The sequence below is a fragment of the Sphingomonas adhaesiva genome (assembly GCF_036946125.1).
In the GTDB taxonomy this organism is placed as follows: domain Bacteria; phylum Pseudomonadota; class Alphaproteobacteria; order Sphingomonadales; family Sphingomonadaceae; genus Sphingomonas; species Sphingomonas adhaesiva_A.
This window is the reverse complement of record NZ_JAQIJT010000002.1, coordinates 417,552-437,507: the sequence shown is the minus strand read 5'-3', so window position 1 is coordinate 437,507 and position 19,956 is coordinate 417,552. Positions and strand designations below refer to the sequence as shown.

Here is a 19,956-nt window from a genome sequence, read left to right as displayed (position 1 = left end):
GTCCGCCTTTGCCGTCATCCCCGCGGAGGCGGGGATCCAGACGCGCAGGTCTTCGCAAGAGGGGAAACGTCAGAGGTTATGGATTCCCGCCTTCGCGGGAATGACGGTGGGGGCGCGGGAATGACGGTGGGGGCGCGGGAATGACGGTGGGGGCGCGGGAATGACGGTGGGGGCGCGGGAAGGACGGCAGACACGCGACTACCGCTGCGCTTCCATCCGGCAGGCGCGGATCTCCGCGGGTTCGGGGCGTTCGCCGGCGGCGCGGAAGGTGGCGAAATAGCCCCCGGCCGAGGGCATCTCGCGGAACGACACCTGCGCGTAGCCGACCGCGGCGAATTCGCAGCGCAGGAGCGCGGGCGGGGTGCCGTGGTTCTGGGTGGAGCGCTCCGCATCGACGACGACCACCAGCCCGCCGGGGCGCAGCGCCGGGCGCAGCCGCCAGAGGAATTCGTAGGGCTGCGCGATCTCGTGATACATATGGACCATGAAGATGCGGTCGAAGCTGTTGGCGGGCAGCCGCGCGTCGGCGGGAAGGCCCAGACGGACGCTGACATTCTCCAGCCGCTCGCGCGCGACGCGTTCGGCCAGCGCGTCGCGTACCGCGGGGACGATGTCCTCCGCCAGCACGCGGCCGTCCTTGCCGACGCGCGCCGCCAGACGCGTGGTGTAATAGCCCTCGCCCGCGCCCAGGTCCGCGACGGTCATGCCGGGGCGGATGTCCGCCATGTCCATGACGCGCGCCGCCTCGTCCAGCCGGTCGCGCGCCTCCTCGGTCGACCAGCGCGACGAGACGATGTTGGCGACGGGACGATCCGCGGCGGGGAACGGGCCGGGTTCCTTCGCCTTGGGCTTGATGAGCGGCTGCGACCCGTCGCACGCCGCCAGCACGAGCGCCATCGCCGCGACGAGGCCCGCGCGCGCGCCCATCAGTCGACGTCCTCCACCTCGACCGTCTCGCCGCTCACCCGCTGCGACAGCGCCGCGGCCATGAAGTCGTCGAGATCGCCGTCGAGCACGTCGCCCGGCGAGGTGGAGGTGTGGCCGGTGCGCAGGTCCTTCACCAGCTGATACGGCTGGAGCACGTAGCTGCGGATCTGGTGGCCCCAGCCGATGTCGGTCTTCGTCGCGTTCTCCGCATTGGCCGCGGCCTCGCGCTCGGCCAGCTCGCGCTCGTACAGGCGCGCGCGCAGCTGGTTGTAGGCCTCCGCCTTGTTCTTGTGCTGCGAGCGCTGGTTCTGGCACTGCACCACGATGCCGGTCGGCAAATGGGTGATGCGCACCGCCGAATCGGTGGTGTTGATGTGCTGCCCACCCGCGCCCGACGCGCGATAGGTGTCGATGCGCAGGTCGCTTTCGTTGATCTCGACCTCGATATTGTCGTCGATGACCGGATAGACCCACACGCTGGAGAAGCTGGTGTGGCGACGCGCCGAGCTGTCGTAGGGGCTGATGCGGACGAGGCGGTGGACGCCGCTCTCGACCTTGGCATAGCCATAGGCGTTCTCGCCCTTCACCAGCAGCGTCGCGCTCTTGATCCCGGCCTGTTCGCCGGCGTGATAGTCGATCAGTTCGACCTTCAGCCCGCGACGCTCGGCCCAGCGCGTGTACATCCGCTGGAGCATCTCGGCCCAGTCCTGGCTCTCGGTCCCGCCGGCGCCGGCGTTGATCTCGATATAGCTGTCGTTGGCGTCGGCCTCGCCCGCCAGCAGCGCCTTCACCTTGTCGGCCTGCGCGCGCGTCGCCAGTTCGGCGAGCGCGGCGGTGCCGTCGGCCGCCATCTCCTGATCGCCCTCGGCCTCCGCCAGCTCGATCAGCTCGACGGTGTCGTTCAGGTCGCGCTCGATCGCGCGGGTGGCGGTGATCGCCTCGTCCAGGCGGCGGCGCTCGCGCATCACCTCCTGCGCGGCCTTGGGGTTGTTCCACAGCGACTGGTCCTCGACGCGCGCGTTCAGCTCGTCGAGGCGACGCAGCGCGCGGTCCCAGTCGAGGAAGCGGCGCAACAGCGCCAGCGCCTCGTTGATCGTATCGGCATGGGCCTGCGCTTCGGCGCGCATAACATTCTCCAGGTGTCGTCATGCCGGCGCGGCCGGGCTCTCAGACCCGGATGCGCCCGGGATGACGGAAAGACGATGATCGGCGGACTTAGTAGATGCCCCCCTGCTTCTGCAAGAAGTCGCTGTCGCTGCCGGCGGCGCGGGTGGCGGCGGCGGTCGGAGCGGCGCTGGGGGCGGCGGTGGGCGCGGTGCGGCGCGCGCGGCGCGCCTCGCTCTGCGGCTTGAACGCTTCCCAGATCACCGCGGGCCTGGGATCGTCCATCGTCGGCCAGGTGCCGTAGACCGGCCTGCCCGAGGCGCGGTCGATGCGGACCATGCGGATCCCCGGCGGCGCGCGGAACGGCAGCGCGGGCAGCCCGGCATAGGCCTTTTGCGCCCATTCCTTGAAGATCGGCACCGCGACCGTCCCGCCCTGCGCATAGCCGCCGAGCGAGCGCGGGCTGTCGTACCCCAGGTACAGCCCCGCCACCATCTGCGGCGTGCCGCCGATGAACCAGACGTCGGTGGGGCCCGAATTGGTGCCGGTCTTGCCGAAGATCGGACGGTTCAGGTCGCGCAGCTGCGTCGCGGTGCCGCGCTGGATGACGCCTTCGGTGATGTGGACCATCTGATACGCGCTCATCGCGTCCAGCACCTGGCGCCCGCGCGGGGCGGGGCGCGGCATCGCCTGCCCGTTCCAGTCGGGGGCGTTGCAGCCGTCGCAGGCGCGCCAGTTCTCCGGCCAGATGACCTGCCCGCCGCGGTCCTGCACGAAGTCGATCAGCGACGGATCGTGCCAGCGGCCCTGGTTGGCGAGCACGCCGTACGCGTTGACCATCTTCTCCACCGTCGTCTCGCCCGCGCCCAGCGCATAGGCGAGGTACGGCGCGTAATCGCCGATCTGCATCGCCTTCATCAGGCGGACGACATTGCCCATGCCGGTCTGCGCCGCGGCGCGCACGGTCATCAGATTGCGCGACTGCTCGATGCCCCAGCGCATCGTGTGCGGCCCGGCGCCGCGCGAATTGCCGAAGTTGCGGAAGCACTTCTGCCCCAGTCGCGCACCCTGATAGACGCAGAACGGGCCGTCGACGATGATCGAGGCGGGGGTCATGCCGTGTTCGAGCGCGGCGGAATAGACGATCGGCTTGATCGTCGAGCCGGGCTGGCGATTGGCCTGGGTCGCGCGGTTGAACGACTGCACGCTGGCATCGAACCCGCCCTGCATCGCCAGGATGCGGCCCGAGGCGGGCTCCTGCACCACCATCCCGCCCGACACGCGCGGGATCGAGCGCAGCGCGAAGGCGCCGCCGGACGGCGCCACCGCGAGGATGTCGCCCGCCCTGATCGCGGCGAAGCCGGGGGTGCCGGTGCCGCGCTGCGGCATCTGCGCGGCCGAGCGCGGCAGCGTGCCGGTCGAGCCGTCGGCGAAGCCCAGCCGCCACGCATCGCCCTCCCGCGCGATCGCGATACCCGCGCGCCAGTCGGAATAGTCGAGCTGGATGTTGGTATTGAGCAGCGGAGCCAGCCAGTTGTCGCCCTCCAGGTCGAGATGGCGCAGCGGCCCCGACCAGCCGCGCCCGCTGTCGAAGCGCAGCAGGCCGTTGCGCAGCGCCTCCGCCGCATCCGCCTGCACCTTGCGGTCGAGCGAGGTACGCACCCACAGCCCGCCGGCATAGACGCTGTTCGGGCCGTCGTCGGCGCTCTCGCCGAACCTGTCGATCAGCCGGCGGCGGACCTCCTCGACGAAATAGCCGCCGACGCGCTCGAACTTGGGCGTGCGGCGCGCGATCGCGCCGATCGGCTCGGCGGCGGCGGCGCTCGCCTGCGCCTGCGTCACGAAGCCGTTCCTGACCATCTCGCGCAGGACGTAGTTGCGGCGGTCGAGCGCGCGCCGGGTGCTGCGGAACGGATCGTAGTTCGCCGGCCCCTTGGGCAGGATGGCGAGATAGGCGAGCTGGCCGAGCGTGAGCTCGTCGAGCTCCTTGTCGAAATAGGCGTGGGACGCCGCCTCCACCCCGTAGGCGTTGCGGCCGAGGAAGATCTGGTTGAGGTACAGCTCGATGATCTGCTGCTTGGTCAGCGTCTGCTCGATCTTATAGGCCAGCAGCGCCTCGCGCACCTTGCGGGTGGGGGAATATTCGTTGCCGATCAACAGGTTCTTGGCAACCTGCTGGGTGATGGTCGAGCCGCCCTTGGCGCGCTGCCCGGTGCCGAACTTGCGCGCGTAATCGATCACCGCGCCCGCCAGGCCGGGGAAGTCGACGCCGTGATGCTCGAAGAAGGTCTTGTCCTCCGCCGCCAGGAACGCGCGCACCAGCAGCGGGGGATATTCGGCGAAGGCGAGCTGGACTCGGCGTTCGCGCGCATAGGAATAGATCGGCGCGCCGTCGCCCGCGCGCACGTTGGTGGGCAGCGGCGGCTGATACGCCTTGAGCTTGTCGACCGAGGGCAGGTCGCGCGCGAAGACCAGCCAGAAGACGCCGAACGCCACCAGCGCGAGCGCGACCAGACAGGTCGACCAGCGCACCCACCAGCGGCTCCACAGCGTCACGCGACGCGGCTCTGAAGGTTCGGACGCCATCTCGGGTTGGCGTGTAGCATGTCCTGCGGCACAGGAAAGGTCAGGCGCCAACGATCAGAGGGAGGGCGCGAAGAACTTCGTGCCGACGACGCCGATGATGATGAGCGCGATGAAGCCGCCCTGCACCAAATTCACCTTCTCGCCGAACAGGATCATGCCGAAGATCGTGACCCCGACCGCGCCCAGCCCGGTCCACACCGCATAGGCCGTCCCCGCGGGCAGTCCGCGCATCGCGAGCGCGAGCAGCCCCATGTTGACGAAGCTGAGCGTGATCGGGACCGCGGACGCGAGCCAGGTGCCCGCCGTCGCGGCCCATTTCAGGCTCAGCGCCCAGACGATTTCGGTAACCACGGCAATGCCGAGGATGAGCCACGCCATCGCGCGATCTCCTTGAAACTGCGGGCTCTGGTGGGAGGCGCCGGGCCGGAAACCCGTAAGAGGCGAAGGCGCGGGCGGGCTGTTAGAGGGTGGGCAGGCCCGTGGCAACCCGGCTCCGTTCGTACCGATAAACCTTCGTTCGTGCCGAGCGAAGTCGAAACACGGCCGCCGTCGCGCATAGCCTTCGACGTCGCTCAGGCCGAACGGAGGGTTCAGCGGGGGGCAGGCTTACCGCGTCGCCAGCCGGCGCGCGAAATAGATCTCGACCGCGCGGCGGACGCTCTCGGCGATCTTCTCGCGGCCCGCCTTGCTGTCGAGGAAGGCGGCGTCCTCGGGCGTCGAGATATAGCCGGTCTCGAACAGGATCGAGGGCATGTCGGGCGCCTTGAGCACCAGCAGCGAGGCGGTGCGGTGGAAGTTGGGCTTGGTGGGGATCAACGGCTTCGCCTCGCGTCCCAGCAGGCGGGCGAAGCCGGCGGAGGCGTTCATCGTCTCGCGCTGCGTCAGGTCGATCAGGATCGAGGACACGTCGGGATTGCGATCGAGCCGGACGCCGGCGATCACGTCCGACTTGTTCTCGCGCGCGGCGAGCAGCGCGGCTTCCTTGTCGGAGGCGACGTCGGACAGGGTATAGGCGGTGGCCCCGCTGGCGAGGCCGGTGCCGACGCTGTCGCAATGGATCGAGATGAACAGGTCCGCCTTCAGCCGGCGCGCGATGCCGAAACGCTCGCGGTGGAGGATGTAGCGGTCGTCGTTGCGGGTCAGCGCGACGCGGACGCGCCCGCCGGCGATCAGATTGTCGCGGATGGCGCGCGCGATCCTGAGCGTGACGTCCTTCTCGCGCAGCCCCGTCGCCTGGTTGATCGCGCCGGGATCGTTGCCGCCGTGCCCGGCATCGATCACCACCAGCGGGCGATCGTCGTCGCCCTGCACCTTCGGCAGCGGCGCCGCGCGCGCGGGCGGCGGCACGGGAACCGTGACCTTGTAGCTGGCGGCGGTCGCGACGGGGGTGTCCCTGCCCCAGTTCCACGGCAGGAAGCGGCGCGCGCCGGCCATCGCCGCGGCGGTAAAGCCGCGCTTGTCGGTGGGGCGCAGCGTGAGTGCCAGCGACCTGCCCTCGTCGCGCAGTTCGCCCTGCTCGATCACCATCGGCTGCGCCAGGTCGAGCACGATGCGGGTACCGCTGTCGCGGCGGCCCTGGCGCACCTGCGCCACCGCGCCGCTGCCGGGGATACGCGCGCCGGGCGTGATGCCGTCGACGTCGATCGCGATCCGGTCGGGCGCGGGAAGGAGAAAGCCCGAGGCACGCGTGACCGCGCTGTCGAAGCGGATGACGACATTGCCCTCGCCCACCTCGACGCGCTCGACCGTATCGGCGCGCGCGGGAGACAGCGTGGCGAGCAGCGCGATGACGAACGCGAACGACATGCCGCGCGGCCGTGGCCGCGTGCGCGCGATCGTCGAGTCCGTGCTTCCCCGCTGCATCCGAATGCCGCCCCTGACCGCCATGTTCGCGCGGACCCGTAGCGCGGCCCGCCTGTGACATGGTTACCGCGCATGGTTAACAAATGGTTAAGGGGGATACCAGAGGATTGGTGTCCGGTCGCAGCGCGCCCCTCGTCACCCCAAGTCAAACCCGGGGTGACGGCGCAGGGAGCAGCCGGCAATGCGGTGCCGCGACGGCCGAATCGTGCCGGTTGAAGCGGCGCGCGCGGGATGCTACCTGCTCGGGTTACCGGACCAGACGTGCGCCCTGGCGCGCAACTTGCGACGGTATAACCGCCCGCCCGGCAGTTCCGCCGGTGCCGGGCCATCAGGTTGACGCTCGCCATGCCGTATTCCGCCCGACCGCTGTCCCGCCCGGCCCACGCCGGCGGCAGCGCGGTCGTGGCCAGGCCGCTGATGCCCCGGACGATCCGGGCTCGCGGCATTCCGCGGCCGGCGACAGCAGCACCCATCACCATCCGCGCCGCCGGCCCCACGGGGCGGCCGGCAGCGCCCTATCACCGCGCCTCATCGCCCTTCGTCGGCGGATGCGGCGCGCGGAGACCAATCAATGACCACGCGTATGCTGATCGACGCACGCCACCGGGAGGAAACCCGCGTCGCCGTCGTCAAGGGAAACCGGATCGAGGAGTTTGATTTCGAAAGTGCCGAGCGCAAGCAGCTCAAGGGCAATATCTACCTCGCCAAGGTGACCCGCGTCGAGCCGTCGCTGCAGGCGGCCTTCGTCGATTACGGCGGCAATCGCCACGGCTTCCTCGCCTTCAGCGAAATCCACCCCGATTATTACCAGATCCCCAAGGAGGATCGCGACGCGCTGCTGCGCGAGGAGGCGGAGCACGCCGCCGAAGAGGCCGCGCTGCGCGCCGAGCAGGACGCGCTGGATGACGAAGACGGGGAGGACGGGTTCGAGGGCGACATCGGCGAGGACGACGACGCCGACGACCACGATCACGACGACCACGACGGAGACGAGGACGACGGGAACGGCGAAACGGCGGAAGGCGCCCCGCCGGCGCGCCGCGGCAAGTCGGGCGGCAACGACGATCAGGTCGAGGATCTGCGCCAGCGCCGCATGAACCTGCGCCGCCGCTACAAGATCCAGGACGTCATCCGCCGCCGTCAGGTGCTGCTGGTGCAGGTCGTGAAGGAAGAGCGCGGCAACAAGGGCGCGGCGCTGACGACGTACCTGTCGCTGGCGGGCCGTTACTGCGTGCTGATGCCCAACACCTCGCACGGCGGCGGGATCAGCCGGAAGATCAGCAACGCGGGCGACCGCAAGCGGCTGAAGTCGATCATGGCGGAGCTGGCGCTGCCCTCGTCGATGGGCTGCATCGTGCGCACCGCCGGGCTGCAACGCACGAAGACCGAGATCAAGCGCGACTTCGACTATCTGGCGCGGCTGTGGGACGAGATCCGCGAGAAGACGCTGACGTCGAGCGCGCCCGCGCTCGTCTATGGCGACAGCGACCTGCTGAAGCGCGCGATCCGCGACATCTACAACAAGGACATCGACGAGGTGATCGTCGAGGGTGACGACGGCTATCGCCAGGCAAAGGACTTCATGCGCCTGCTGATGCCGACGCACGCCAAGAAGGTGAAGCATTACAGCGACCCGGTGCCGCTGTATCAGCGCGCCGGGGTCGAGGATCAGCTGGCGGCGATGTACCACCCGGTCGTCCAGCTGAAGTCGGGCGGCTATCTGGTCATCAACCCGACCGAGGCGCTGGTCAGCATCGACATCAACTCGGGCCGCTCCACCCGCGAGCACAATATCGAGCAGACCGCCACCGCGACCAACCTGGAGGCGGCGCAGGAGATCGCGCGCCAGCTGCGGCTGCGCGACATGGCGGGGCTGGTCGTCATCGACTTCATCGACATGGACAACAATTCCAATGTCCGGAAGGTCGAGAAGGCGATGAAGGAGGCGCTGAGGAACGACCGCGCGCGCATCCAGGTGGGCCGCATCTCCAGCTTCGGGCTGATGGAGATGAGCCGCCAGCGGCTGCGCACCGGCGTGCTGGAGGCATCGACGCGCCCCTGCCCGCATTGCGAGGGCACCGGGTTCGTGCGGACCGCGTCGTCGTCCGGCCTGTCCGCGCTGCGGCTGATCGAGGACGAGGCGGCGCGCGGGCGCGGCTCGCTGCTGACGCTCAGGTGCAGCCAGGAGGCGGCGTTCTATGTCCTGAACCGCAAGCGCGCCGACATCGCCGAGATCGAGGATCGCTACGGCGTGCTGGTCGAGATCGTCCCCGGCGACGAGGAGGAGGGCGCCCGCATGTCGGTCGAGGCCAGCGGCCCGCCGCCCGCGCACGCGCCCAAGTTCGACCGCCCGATCGAGGAGATCGAGGACGATATCGACGACGTCGAGGAAGAGGACGAGGCCGAGGAGGAAGCGGCCGACGAGACCGCTTCCGAGGCGCGTCCCGAACGCTCGCGCGACGAGGGTGACGAGGGCGACCGGGGCGGCCGCCGCCGCCGCCGCCGCCGCGGTCGTCGCGGTCGCAACCGCCCCGAGGACGGCGCCGAGCAGGCCGAAGGCGACGAGGTCGAGGGTGAGGCCGAGCCGGCCGACACCGCCGACGAGGTCGCGGATGGCGAGGCCGAGCCGGTCGCCGCCGATGGCGAGGCGGAGCGCGAGAACGGCCGTCGCCGCCGCCGCGGCCGCCGCGGTCGTCGTCGCGACGGCGATCGTCCGGTGAGCGAGGGCGAGCCGGGCGAGGCCGAGGCACCCGCCGAGCCGGCAGCGGACGCCGAGGTCGAGGCCCCCGTCGCGGTCGAGGGCGCCGTCGAGGCCGAGGCGGAGGTGGCGCCGGAGCCGGAGGCCCCTGCGCCCAAGACGCGGCGTCGCCCGCGCGCGCGCCCGGCGGCACCCGCTGCCGAGGTCGCGACGCCGGAGCCGGCACCGGCACCGGCACCGGCACCGGCCGAGGCTGCGGCAGAGGAGGCCCCGGCCAAGCCCAAGCGCACGCGTCGCAAGAAGGCCGAGACGGTGGTCGAGGCGGGCGATGCCGCGCCGGTCAGCGACGGCCTGCCCGCCCCCGAGACGGCGGAGTCCGCGCCCAAGCCCAAGCGCGCGCCGCGCCGCAAGAAGGCCGAGCCGGTCGCCGCGGACGCGCCTGCTCCCGAGCCGGAGGCGGAGGCCGCGACGGCCGAGGAGCCTGCCGCCGCGGCGGAGGCCCCCGCCGCCGAATCCGGCGAGACGCCGCGCCGCGGCTGGTGGCAGCGCACCTTCGGGTGATCGCAGCCGTTCCGGGTTCCGCCCACCGCGCCGTGGTGCGGTGGGCGGAACCCGGCGACCGGCGCGTGCCTCGCCGCGGAACCCGGATCGCGTTCGGCCCTCGCCCGCCATGGCCGCCCGGTCGTGCCGGGCTCGTCCCCGCATCCACCGCTCCCCGATGCGCGGCACGTCGGCGCCCCGAGCCGGTGCGAGGTGGCGGCTGCGGTCCCGCACTTCACCCCCGGTTCAGCGACCGGCGCGCAACGCGTATGACGCCGCCATGATTCGCCTTCCCGCACCCCGCCGCTGGTTCGCCGCCGCCGCCACCGCGATCCTGCTCGCCGCGCAGCCGGCGCAGGCGCAGTCGATCCTGCGCGATGCGGAGACGGAGGCGCTGTTGCGCGACATGTCCGCGCCGCTGGTGACCGCCGCGGGGCTGCGCCCGGCGGACGTGCAGTTCGCGCTCATCAACGACGATTCGATCAACGCCTTCGTCGCGGGCGGGCAGATCGTCTACATCCACTCCGGGCTGATCCAGGCCGCCGACAACGCCAACGAGGTGCAGGGCGTCATCGCGCACGAGCTGGGCCATATCGCCGACGGCCATGTCATCACCAGCGAACAGGGGACGAAGCCCGCGATGGGCATCTACCTGCTTTCGATGGTGCTGGGGCTGGCCGCGATGGCGGCGGGCGGGGGCGAGGCGGGCGCGGGCATCCTGGCCGCCGGACAACAGGCGGCGATGGGCAAGTATCTGTCGTTCAGCCGCGTGCAGGAAGCGACCGCGGATGCCTCCGCGGTGCGCTACCTCGATACCGCCGGGATCACCGGCAAGGGGATGCTGAGCTTCTTCAAGAAGTTGCAGCAGCAGGAATATCGCTACGGCATGAAGAACATGGACCCCTTCATGCAATCGCATCCGCTGTCGGGCACGCGCATCGCGACGCTGAGCGCGGATGTCCAGGCGTCCAGGGCCTATGACAAGCCCGCCGATGCCGCGCTGCAGGAACGGTTCCGCCGCGTGAAGGCGAAGCTGGACGGCTATCTGATGCCGCCGCCGCAGGCGCTCCAGAAATATCCCGACAGCGACCAGTCGCTGTATGCGCACTACGCCCGCGCCTATGCCTATCACCGCGCCGGATACCCCGACAAGGCGGATGCCGAGGCGGAGGCGCTGGTCGCGGCGAAGCCCGAGGACCCGTATTTCCAGGAGATCATGGGGCAGATCCTGCTGGAGGCGGGCAAGCCCAGGCTGGCGCTCGCCCCGCTGAAGCGCGCGACCGAGGGGACGCGCTCCGACCCGCTGATCGCGACCACCTATGGCCATGCGCTGATCGCGACCGAGGATGCGCGCAACTACGACGAGGCCAAGCGCGTGCTGCGCACCGCGGTCCAGCGCGACGACGAGAATCCGTTCGCCTGGTTCCAGCTGGGCACCGTCTACGAACTGACCGGGGACGAGGCGCGCGCTGCGCTCGCGAGTGCGGAGCGGGCGAGCATGACCGGCGATCATCGCACCGCGGTGGACCGTGCCCGCTTCGCCATGGCAGGGCTGCCCAGGAACTCGGCCGACTGGATTCGGGCACAGGATATCGCGATGACCAGCCAGAACGACGTCGACAAGAGCCGGAAGAAGAAGCGATGAACCGCGCGCTCCTGCTGGGGATGGTCGTGCTGGGGGCGCTGTTCGGCGCCGCCGGCATGTGGATCGCGGGGCGGGTGGCGCCCGGCGACCTGAACGGCGCGGACCGTGCGCGGGTCGAACGGGTGGTGCGCGACTATGTGCTCGCCAACCCCGAACTGATCCCGCAGGCCATGCAGAAACTGCAGGAGAAGGACGCCGCCAGGGCGGTGGCGGCATCGCGCGGTGCGATCACCGAGCCCTATGCCGGCGCCTGGATCGGCAATCCCAAAGGCGACGTGACCCTGGTCGAATATTACGACTATAACTGTGGCTTCTGCCGCGCCAGCCTGCCGGTGATCGACCAGCTGGTGGCGGGCGACCGCAACCTGCGCATCGTGTTCAAGGAGCTGCCCGTGCTGTCCGAGGAAAGCCGGGTGGCGGCGCGCGCGGCGCTGGCGGCGGCGACGCAGGGCAGGTTCAAGGCCTTTCACGATGCGCTCTATGCCGCCGGGCCGGTCAGCGACGCGACGATCGCGCAGGCGGCAAAGGCGAGCGGGGTCGACGTGGCGAAGGTCCCGGCGGATGCCGACGCCGTGATCCGCGAGAACATGGAAACCGCGGCGAAGCTGGGGATCAACGGCACGCCGAGCTGGGTGGTCGGCGATCAGGTGCTGACGGGTGCGCTGCCGATCGACCGGCTGCGCGAGGCGATCGCGAAGGCGCGGGCGACGGGCTGAGCCGACGTCTCCCCGGCCGTGAAAGGGACCTTTGCATAAGGCTCCCCGTGCTCCTGCGCAGGCAGGAGCACGGGGTTGCAGGTCCGATAAGGCGTTGTGCAGCTTGGCTCTGGGCTCCTGCCTGCGCAGGAGCACGGCATGCGCCCGGCGCTGTTGCGCCCGTTTTACGAAGGTCTCGCCGTGAGCCGGGGTCCCGCTGTCGTGCCCTATGGAAGAGGAAGCGGGATTCCGGGTCAATCCCGGGGTGACGGATCCGACGACCCGATCTGCGCGATCGATAGTCGCAGGAGCACGGCAAGGGGCGCTCACGTCCGCAGTGGCCGACCCGGCGCCTTGATCTGTGCGATCCATGCCGGCAGGTCGCCGAGCCGCGCCAGCTGGCGGAAGCGGGGGTGCCCGGTCGGGGCCGCGGCGACCTCGTGGCTCCAGGCGCCGGGCTGCGGGATGTAGGCGCCCCACGCCCCCGCCTCCAGCGCGGGGAGCACGTCGGAGCGCATCGAATCCCCCGCCATCACCGCACGCTCCGGCGCGCAGCCGTAGCGGCGGAACACGCGGACGAAGGTATCGGCGCGCTTGTCGCTGACGATCTCCACGCCGGTGAACAGCGCGCCCAGCCCCGACGCGGCGAGCTTCACCTCCTGATGCAGCAGGTCGCCCTTCGTCACCAGCACCAGCCGCCCCTGCCCCGCCAGCGCCTCCAGCGTATCGCCGACGCCGTCGAGCAGCTCGACCGGATGGTCCAGCAGCGTGCGCCCGATGTCGAGGATGCGCGCCACGTCCGCCGCCGCCAGCGCGTCGCCGGCGAGTTCGAGCGCGGTTTCGATCATCGACAGCGTGAAGCTCTTCGCGCCGTAACCGTAGCGCCGCAAATTGCGGATCTCGATCGCCTGCATCCGCGCGCGCGCCGCCGCGTCATCGGCATAGGGCGCGACCAGCGCGGCGAACGCCTCCTCCGCCGCGGCGAAGAAGCGCATGTTGTGCCACAAGGTGTCGTCGGCATCGAGGCAGATGAGATCGATCGGCACGCCCTGCCCTGCCCGTCGCGTCATCGCCCCGCCACCGCCAACGCCCCCGCCAACGCCGGAAGTTGACGAAGTTGACGCCACGTCACGCCCGGAATCGCCCCCGGCGCGACGACCGGCGACGAGCACGCGACGGCAAAGAGGGACAGGTCAGTCATTGCGCCGCCCCGTTACCAGAAGCGCACGGGTGTAGGACAGCCCCTCGCGCCGGCGACCTATATCCGAAACGGACGCGATACGGCGCGACACACGCCCTCCGCGAGCGCACCCTAGACAGGGCTGAACCGGGGGAGAGCGACGATGACGATGAGGGACATACAGGCCGCGCTGGCGGCGCGGGGATATCGCACCGGGCCGATCGACGGGATCTTCGGCCCGCAGACCGCCGCCGCGGTGCGCGCGTTCCAGGCCGACAGCGGCCTCCCGGTCGACGGGATCGCGGGGCCGATGACGCAGGAGCGGCTGGGCTTCCTGGGTGCGGCGCCGGCATTCGACGACCCGGGGCTGGTGTGGTTCCAGGAAGCGCGCCGTCTGCTGGGGACGAAGGAACGCCCCGGAGCGGGGAGCAATCCGATCATCCTCGACTGGGCCGACGATCTGGACGCGCATTATCCCGGCGACGACGTGCCCTGGTGCGGGCTGTTCGCGGCGCATTGCATCGCCGCGACGCTGCGCGACGAACCGCTGCCCGCCGGGCTGCTGCGCGCGCGCGCCTACGAACGGTTCGGTATCCCGACAGCGCCGATGCCGGGCGCCATCATGGTGTTCTGGCGCGAGGTCGCGGGGGGCCCGCGCGGTGCGGCGAGCCCGTTCGGGCACGTCGGCTTCTATGCCGGAGAGGATCAGGCGACGGGGGATTTTCGCATCCTGGGGGGCAACCAGTCGGACAGCGTGTCGCTCGCCTGGATCGCGCGCGAGCGGCTGGTGACGGCGCGATGGCCCGCGACCGTTCCCGCCCGCCCGGCGGCGGCGGTCCATGTGGCGTCGCGGGACGACGCGCTGTCGTGGCGGGAGGCTTAGGCGGGCGGCTGTGGCGGGGGTGACGGGGCGGTCGTAACAGCGCTTCACCCGGTTTTGGCGGGGCTTGGGCAAGAGCCTCCCATGAACCTGTGAGGGATCGTCGCCCCGGCCTTGATCGAGGCCTTCGCAACAATCTCCACCGTGCTCCTGCGCAGGCAGGAGCCCAAGGTCAGGCAGAACGACGCCTGTAGGGACCGGCAACCCTGGGCTCCTGCCTGCGCAGGAGCACGGCCGGTACGCGGTGCTGCTACATCCATCTTGCAAAGGTCCCGCGAAGGCCGGGGTCCCGCTACCTTGCGCGCCATGGAGAAGAAGCGGGACCCCGGGTCAAGCCCGGGGTGACGGGCGTGGCGGGCGTGGCGGGGGCCGTGGGACCGTGGGACCGTGGGACCGTGGGACCGTGGGACCGTGGGACCGTGGGACCGTGGGACCGTGCATAGGCGCGTCGCCCGGATTCGGCGAGGCTTCGGCAAAGGCCGCTCGTAAGCCTGCGAAGGATCGTCACCCGGATTGATTCGGGACCTTTGCAAAAGGCTACACCGTGCTCCTGCGCAGGCAGGAGCCCAGGGTTGCAGGTCCCATAAGGCGTTGTTCTGCTTGGCTATGGGCTCCTGCCTGCGCAGGAGCACGGCGTGGGCTCGATGCCGTTGCACCTGTTTTGCGCAGGCCCCGCCGTCGCCGGGGAACGAAGCCTTTTGCAAAGGTCCCGCCGTCGCCGGGGAATGAAGACTTTTGCCAAGCTCCCACTGATTCCGGGGTCCAGCCCGGCGCGATGAATGGCTTGTAAGGTTGCGGCGCGGTGGATGCCGGAACGGGTCCGGCATGACGGGGGTGAGCCGTGGGCGGTGACAGCGCCGCGTCACCGCGGACTTGGTCGAAACCTCTGCGAACGTCGTGGATCGCTCGACAATGTCGCCGTTCCCCTGCGAAGACCCGAGCCCATTTGGCGTGGCTTTTCGGTCTGTTACCACCGTCCCCCAGCTGGCCCCCGGCGAAGGCGGGGCCTTTGCAAGATGGATGCAACAGCGCCGCGTACCGATCGTGCTCCTGCGCAGGCAGGAGCCCCGGGGTCAGGCAGAACGACGCCTGTAGGGACCGGCAACCCTGGGCTCCTGCCTTCGCAGGAGCACGGTGGAGACTCTTGCCAAGGTCCCGCCTTCGCCGGGGAACTGGGTTTCGCAGGGGTCTCGGCTTGGTCCGGGGTCCCGCTGCCTTGCGCGCCTTGACGAAGAAGCCGGGCCCCGGGGTGGCGTCAGCCGTACGGAGGCCCGCCGCGGGCGAAGCCCGCGTCGTCGGACGGCGCCGGGGCGCCGCCGGCCGGCCCGGCTATTGCTCGCGGGCAGCATAGCTGCCCGCGTCGCCGCCTCGCCTTACGCCGCCTTGGCGCGGCTCGCGCGCTTGCGCTCGTGCGGGTCGAGGTGGCGCTTGCGCAGGCGGATCGACTTGGGCGTCACCTCCACCATTTCGTCATCGTCGATATAGGCGATCGCCTGTTCCAGCGTCATCTTCTTGGGCGGGGTCAGGCGGATCGCATCGTCCTTGCCGCCCGAGGCGCGGAAGTTCGTCAGCTGCTTCGCCTTCATCGGATTGACCTCCAGGTCATCCGTCTTGGCGTTCTCGCCGATAATCATGCCCTCGTACAGCGCCTCGCCGTGGCCGACGAAGAGGATACCGCGATCCTCCAGCGGGCCGAGCGCATAGCCCTGCGCCTCGCCCGCGCCGTTGGAGATGAGGACGCCGTTCTTGCGGCCCTCGATATTGCCCTTGTGGGGGCCGTACTTCTCGAACAGGCGGTTCATGATGCCGGTGCCGCGCGTGTCGCTGAGGAACTCGCCGTGGTAGCCGATCATGCCGCGCGACGGCGCGGAGAAGGTGATGCGCGTCTTGCCGCCGGTCGACGGGCGCATGTCGGTCATCTCCGCCTTGCGCAGGTTCATCTTCTCGACGACCGTGCCCGAATGCTCCTCGTCCACGTCGATGATGACGGTTTCGTACGGCTCGGTCTTCCTGCCGTTCTCGTCCTCGCCGAACAGCACGCGCGGGCGGCTGATGCCCAGCTCGAAGCCCTCGCGGCGCATCGTCTCGATCAGGACGCCCAGCTGAAGCTCGCCGCGGCCGGCGACCTCGAAGCTGTCGCGGTCGGCGGCCTCGGTCACCTTGATCGCGACGTTGGTCTCCGCCTCGCGCATCAGGCGGTCGCGGATCATGCGGCTGGTGACCTTGCTGCCCTCACGCCCCGCCATCGGCGAATCGTTGACCGCGAAACGCATCGACAGCGTCGGCGGATCGATCGGCTGCGCCTGGATCGGCGTGCTGACCGTGGTATCGGCGATGGTGTTCGCAACGGTCGCGACGGTCAGGCCGGCGAGCGAAATGATGTCGCCCGCGCGCGCTTCCTCGACGGGCACGCGCTCCAGCCCGCGGAAGCTCATCAGCTTCGACGCGCGGCCGGTTTCGATCACATTGCCCTGGTTGTCGAGCGCGTGGATCGGCTGGTTGAGCTTCACCACGCCCGACTGGACGCGGCCGGTCAGGATACGGCCGAGGAAGTTGTCGCGGTCGAGCAGCGTGACCAGGAAGCTGAACGGCGCATCCTGATCGAGCGACGGCGGCGGCACGTGGTCGACGATCTTCTGGAACAAAGGCGTCAGCGTCCCCTCGCGCCGGTCCATGTCCTCCGAGGCGTAGCCGTTGCGGCCCGAGGCGTAGAGGACGGGGAAGTCGAGCTGCTCGTCATTGGCCTCCAGCGCGACGAACAGGTCGAACACCTCGTCGAGCACCTCCTGGATGCGCGCGTCGGAGCGATCGACCTTGTTGACGACGACGATCGGGCGCAGCCCCAGCGCCAGCGCCTTGCCGGTCACGAACTTCGTCTGCGGCATCGCACCCTCGGCCGCGTCGACCAGCAGGATCACGCCGTCGACCATCGAGAGGATACGCTCCACCTCGCCGCCGAAATCGGCGTGGCCGGGGGTATCGACGATGTTGATCCGCGTGCCTTCCCACTCGATCGAGGTCGGCTTGGCGAGGATCGTGATCCCGCGCTCCTTTTCCAGATCGTTCGAATCCATCGCGCGCTCCTCGACGCGCTGGTTGTCGCGGAACGTGCCGGACTGGCGGAAAAGCTGGTCGACGAGGGTCGTCTTGCCATGATCGACGTGCGCGATGATGGCGATGTTGCGCAGGTTCATACGGGTTCCTGAGGGTGGCCCGCGGTTGGCGCAGGCGCTGTTCGGGGGCGCGCATAGCGGAAAGTTGCGCGCCGCGCCAGTGCGGCGTGTTCGCGGGTGCAGCGTGGGGGCTGGCCCGTCACCCCGGACGTGATCCGGGGTGACGGTGGTGGGCTTGGTTCAGTACCGCGCCGACACCTCCACGCCGTAGAAGCGCGGCTCGCCCGCGATATAGGTCGGCACGCCGAAGCCGCCGCCGGTGTTGCCCGCGTCGAGCAGGTAGCGCCTGTCCGTCAGGTTCCGCGCGAAGCCGCCGATCGTGTAGCGCCCCTGCGCCAGCTCGACGCCCGCGCGCAGGTTGACGAGCGTGTAGCCGCTTTGGCTGATCGCCTCGCTGTTGGGCAATTCGAAGAACACCTTGCTCTGATAGGTGGCGGACGGCGTGGCGTAGAAGGTCGCCCCCTCCCCCACCGGCAGCCGCAGCGTCGCGCCGCCCGAGGCGGTATATTTCGGCTGGAGCCGGAAGCGCGCGCCCGAGAAGGTGGCGGCCAGCGCGGCGTTGCGGTCGATCTTGCCGTCGATGAAGGCGAAGGCGCCGAACAGCTGGAGCGCACGGACCGGGCGCCACGTCGCCTCCAGCTCAACCCCGGGGTTGGACGCCGCGCCGGCGCTGCGCGTCGTGCTGGTGCCGTCGCCGTTCTGCACCGACACCTGGAAGCCCTTGTACGACTGATAGAAGGCGGAGATGGCGCCGGTCAGCGTGGCGGTCGCGACCTTGATGCCGGCCTCGTAGTTCCAGACGTTCTCCTCCGGCACCAGCTGGAGGCGCGGGACGACGGAGCCGGCGACGGTCTGCGCGTCGAGCTGCACCACCGGCGAGCGGCGACCCTTCGACACGGTGGCGTAGAGATTGAGCGCATCGGTCATGCGGAACAGCGCGTTGAAGCGCGGCAGGACCGCGGAATAGCTTTGCTGCGCGACGTAGCGGACGTTGTTGGTGTTGGGGGTGCCGAGCAGGCTGGTGGCGATCCCCAGCCCCGCCAGGATGCGCGAATTGGGCTGGTCGTTGACATAGCCCGAGCGGCGCTTCTCGATCAGGACGCGCGCGCCCGCGGTCAGCTCGACGCGCGGGGTCGGCAGGAAGGTGGCATCCGCGAAGACCGAATAGGCGGCGTTGCGGCCGTCGTTGGCGAAGACCGAGGCATAGGGCAGCTGCGTCGCCGCGCCGCGCGTCAGGATCGCGGTGGCGCGCGTCGCCGGAATGGTGCCGTTGGCGGCGACGCAGGCGGTGCCGGTGGGGATGCCCGCACCGTTCAGCGCCGCGCGGATCGGCGCGAAGGCGGCGGAGACGGAACAGGCGAGATACGTCCCCTCCTCGGTCGAGAAGGGCACGCGCTGGACGCCGTTCTCGAAGAAGCCGTTCCAGCCGAACGCGGCGCGCGCGCGGTCGCCCTCGACATTGAAGCGGCCCTCGTGGCTCCACTGGTCGCCGCGCGCGTCCTCCGCGAATTCGAGATACCAGGCGGGACCGCCGTCGGCGTCGAACACCTCCAGGCTGTCGAAGCGGCGATAGCCGTTGACGGTGGTGAAGGTGACGCCGGGCGCGAGATCGACCGAGACGGTCAGGTTCGCATCATAGACGTCGCGCGTCAGCCCCAGCTTGCGGCGGCCCAGCACCTCTCGGCTGAACGGCGAGCCCGACAGTTCGGCATCGCCGAAGTCGCCGGTCTGCCCGCCGGTGGGGGCGAAGGCGCGGCTCTTGAACGGGGTGCCGGTGTTGCGCTGGCCGTCGTAGGTGAGGACGAGGTCGGCGGTGACCGCATCGGTCGGCACGTAGCGTAGCGACAGCCGCGCGCCGGCCTGCTTCTGGCCGTAGAGATCGTCCTGGTCGACGCGGCCCTGGTTCTGGTTGGGGACGTTCGGATCGCCGGCGATGTTGCGGACATAGCCGTCGCGGTACTTGACGCCGAAGGCGAGGCGCGCAGCGATCGTGTCGTTGCCGGCGTTGACGAAGCCCGACACCTGCGCGCGGTCGTAATTGCCGTAGGACGCCTGGATCGCGTCCGAGAAACCCGGCTGCGGCCTGGCGGAGATGATCGATACCGCGCCGATCGCCGCGGCGGTGCCGAACAGCGTCGCCTGCGGCCCCTTCACCACCTCGACCCGCTCGACGTCGTAGAGGTCCTGATACGCGCCGCGCGAGCGCGAGATGTCGACGCCGTTGTAATAGAGCGTGACGCGCGCGCCCTGCTGCGCCGAGCCGCTGTCGGAGGTGATGCCGCGGATGACGAAGCCCGGGTTGTTCGCGCTCTGCTCCTGGATGCGCAGGCCGGGGACGTACATCGCCACCTCCGCCAGCGAGTTGACGCCGATGTCGGCCATGCGGCGCCCGGTCACCGCGCTGACGGTGAGCGGCACGTCCTCGATCCGCTGCTCGGTCTTCTGCGCGGTGACGATGATGTCGTCCGGGGCCCCCGCCGCCGGCCCCTGCGGCTGGACCATCGCCTGCGCCAGCACGGGCGTGGACACGGCGAGCGACAGCAGCGCGACGACGCTGCCGCGGATGAAGCGCGACATGAATTTTTCCCCTTTGTTATCGAACGTTATCGGCGCGCTAGCGACGGTTGATGACACATCCGTGTCGCTCTCGACTTCGCGCCCGCGC

The 19,956-nt window shown here is 70.1% G+C and carries 12 protein-coding genes; 4 read left to right on the top strand and 8 right to left on the bottom strand.

Annotated elements, in window-relative coordinates; translation table 11 throughout:
* Nucleotides 1–198 precede the first annotated feature (198 nt).
* From PGN23_RS08450 to PGN23_RS08430, 5 genes are all read right to left on the bottom strand, one after another.
* Nucleotides 199–927 carry a class I SAM-dependent methyltransferase gene (locus tag PGN23_RS08450; protein ID WP_335302448.1) on the bottom strand — a complete coding sequence of 243 codons (729 nt, stop codon included), beginning with the start codon at nt 925–927 and terminating at the stop codon, nt 199–201.
* Nucleotides 927–2,054, bottom strand: a complete 1,128-nt coding sequence (prfB, locus tag PGN23_RS08445; RefSeq protein ID WP_335302447.1) for a peptide chain release factor 2 — start codon at nt 2,052–2,054, stop codon at nt 927–929. Before prfB ends, PGN23_RS08450 begins: the two co-directional genes overlap by 1 nt.
* Nucleotides 2,055–2,142: 88 nt before the next feature.
* Nucleotides 2,143–4,617 (bottom strand): penicillin-binding protein 1A, encoded by a 2,475-nt coding sequence (locus PGN23_RS08440; RefSeq protein WP_443019753.1) that lies wholly within the window; start codon nt 4,615–4,617, stop codon nt 2,143–2,145.
* Between the two features lie 54 nt (nt 4,618–4,671).
* Nucleotides 4,672–4,995 (bottom strand): DMT family transporter, encoded by a 324-nt coding sequence (locus PGN23_RS08435; RefSeq protein WP_335302445.1) that lies wholly within the window; start codon nt 4,993–4,995, stop codon nt 4,672–4,674.
* Nucleotides 4,996–5,223: 228 nt separating this feature from the next.
* Nucleotides 5,224–6,423 (bottom strand): N-acetylmuramoyl-L-alanine amidase, encoded by a 1,200-nt coding sequence (locus tag PGN23_RS08430; protein WP_335302444.1) that lies wholly within the window; start codon nt 6,421–6,423, stop codon nt 5,224–5,226.
* Nucleotides 6,424–7,063: 640 nt separating this feature from the next.
* Between PGN23_RS08430 and PGN23_RS08425 the strand changes: the two genes are divergently transcribed.
* The 3 genes from PGN23_RS08425 to PGN23_RS08415 all read left to right on the top strand — a co-directional run bounded on the left by PGN23_RS08425 (nt 7,064) and on the right by PGN23_RS08415 (nt 12,079).
* A complete protein-coding gene (locus tag PGN23_RS08425; RefSeq protein ID WP_335304553.1) occupies nt 7,064–9,739 on the top strand; it encodes an Rne/Rng family ribonuclease in 2,676 nt (891 codons plus the stop codon).
* 259 nt (nt 9,740–9,998) lie between these two features.
* Nucleotides 9,999–11,363: a M48 family metalloprotease gene (locus PGN23_RS08420; RefSeq protein ID WP_335302443.1), complete on the top strand. Its 1,365-nt coding sequence runs from the start codon at nt 9,999–10,001 to the stop codon at nt 11,361–11,363.
* Nucleotides 11,360–12,079, top strand: coding sequence for a DsbA family protein (locus PGN23_RS08415; RefSeq protein WP_335302442.1), 720 nt, complete (start codon nt 11,360–11,362; stop codon nt 12,077–12,079). The genes PGN23_RS08420 and PGN23_RS08415 overlap by 4 nt, the downstream gene beginning before the upstream one ends.
* A 305-nt stretch (nt 12,080–12,384) precedes the next feature.
* On the opposite strand, the gene PGN23_RS08410 is transcribed toward PGN23_RS08415, so the two are convergent.
* A complete protein-coding gene (locus PGN23_RS08410) occupies nt 12,385–13,128 on the bottom strand; it encodes an HAD family hydrolase (RefSeq protein WP_335302441.1) in 744 nt (247 codons plus the stop codon).
* A 273-nt stretch (nt 13,129–13,401) separates the two neighbouring features.
* On the opposite strand from PGN23_RS08410, the gene PGN23_RS08405 reads away from it, so the two are divergent.
* Nucleotides 13,402–14,121 carry an NlpC/P60 family protein gene (locus tag PGN23_RS08405; RefSeq protein WP_335302440.1) on the top strand — a complete coding sequence of 240 codons (720 nt, stop codon included), beginning with the start codon at nt 13,402–13,404 and terminating at the stop codon, nt 14,119–14,121.
* Between the two features lie 1,370 nt (nt 14,122–15,491).
* On the opposite strand, the gene typA is transcribed toward PGN23_RS08405, so the two are convergent.
* Entirely contained in the window at nt 15,492–17,312 is a 1,821-nt protein-coding gene (gene typA / locus PGN23_RS08400) for a translational GTPase TypA (protein ID WP_335302439.1), read from the bottom strand.
* Nucleotides 17,313–17,471: 159 nt separating this feature from the next.
* On the bottom strand, nt 17,472–19,868 hold the full coding sequence (locus tag PGN23_RS08395) for a TonB-dependent receptor (RefSeq protein WP_335302438.1): 2,397 nt from the start codon (nt 19,866–19,868) through the stop codon (nt 17,472–17,474).
* Nucleotides 19,869–19,956 lie beyond the last annotated feature (88 nt).

Excerpts from the sequence above, each read along its gene's own strand:
- PGN23_RS08450 (WP_335302448.1), bottom strand. The coding sequence starts at position 927 with ATGGGCGCGCGCGCGGGCCTCGTCGCGGCGATGGCGCTCGTGCTGGCG.
- PGN23_RS08410 (WP_335302441.1), bottom strand. The coding sequence starts at position 13,128 with ATGACGCGACGGGCAGGGCAGGGCGTGCCGATCGATCTCATCTGCCTC.
- PGN23_RS08430 (WP_335302444.1), bottom strand. The coding sequence starts at position 6,423 with ATGTCGTTCGCGTTCGTCATCGCGCTGCTCGCCACGCTGTCTCCCGCG.
- prfB (WP_335302447.1), bottom strand. The coding sequence starts at position 2,054 with ATGCGCGCCGAAGCGCAGGCCCATGCCGATACGATCAACGAGGCGCTG.
- PGN23_RS08440 (WP_443019753.1), bottom strand. The coding sequence starts at position 4,617 with ATGGCGTCCGAACCTTCAGAGCCGCGTCGCGTGACGCTGTGGAGCCGC.
- PGN23_RS08435 (WP_335302445.1), bottom strand. The coding sequence starts at position 4,995 with ATGGCGTGGCTCATCCTCGGCATTGCCGTGGTTACCGAAATCGTCTGG.
- PGN23_RS08420 (WP_335302443.1), top strand. The coding sequence starts at position 9,999 with ATGATTCGCCTTCCCGCACCCCGCCGCTGGTTCGCCGCCGCCGCCACC.
- PGN23_RS08415 (WP_335302442.1), top strand. The coding sequence starts at position 11,360 with ATGAACCGCGCGCTCCTGCTGGGGATGGTCGTGCTGGGGGCGCTGTTC.
- PGN23_RS08425 (WP_335304553.1), top strand. The coding sequence starts at position 7,064 with ATGCTGATCGACGCACGCCACCGGGAGGAAACCCGCGTCGCCGTCGTC.
- PGN23_RS08395 (WP_335302438.1), bottom strand. The coding sequence starts at position 19,868 with ATGTCGCGCTTCATCCGCGGCAGCGTCGTCGCGCTGCTGTCGCTCGCC.
- typA (WP_335302439.1), bottom strand. The coding sequence starts at position 17,312 with ATGAACCTGCGCAACATCGCCATCATCGCGCACGTCGATCATGGCAAG.
- PGN23_RS08405 (WP_335302440.1), top strand. The coding sequence starts at position 13,402 with ATGACGATGAGGGACATACAGGCCGCGCTGGCGGCGCGGGGATATCGC.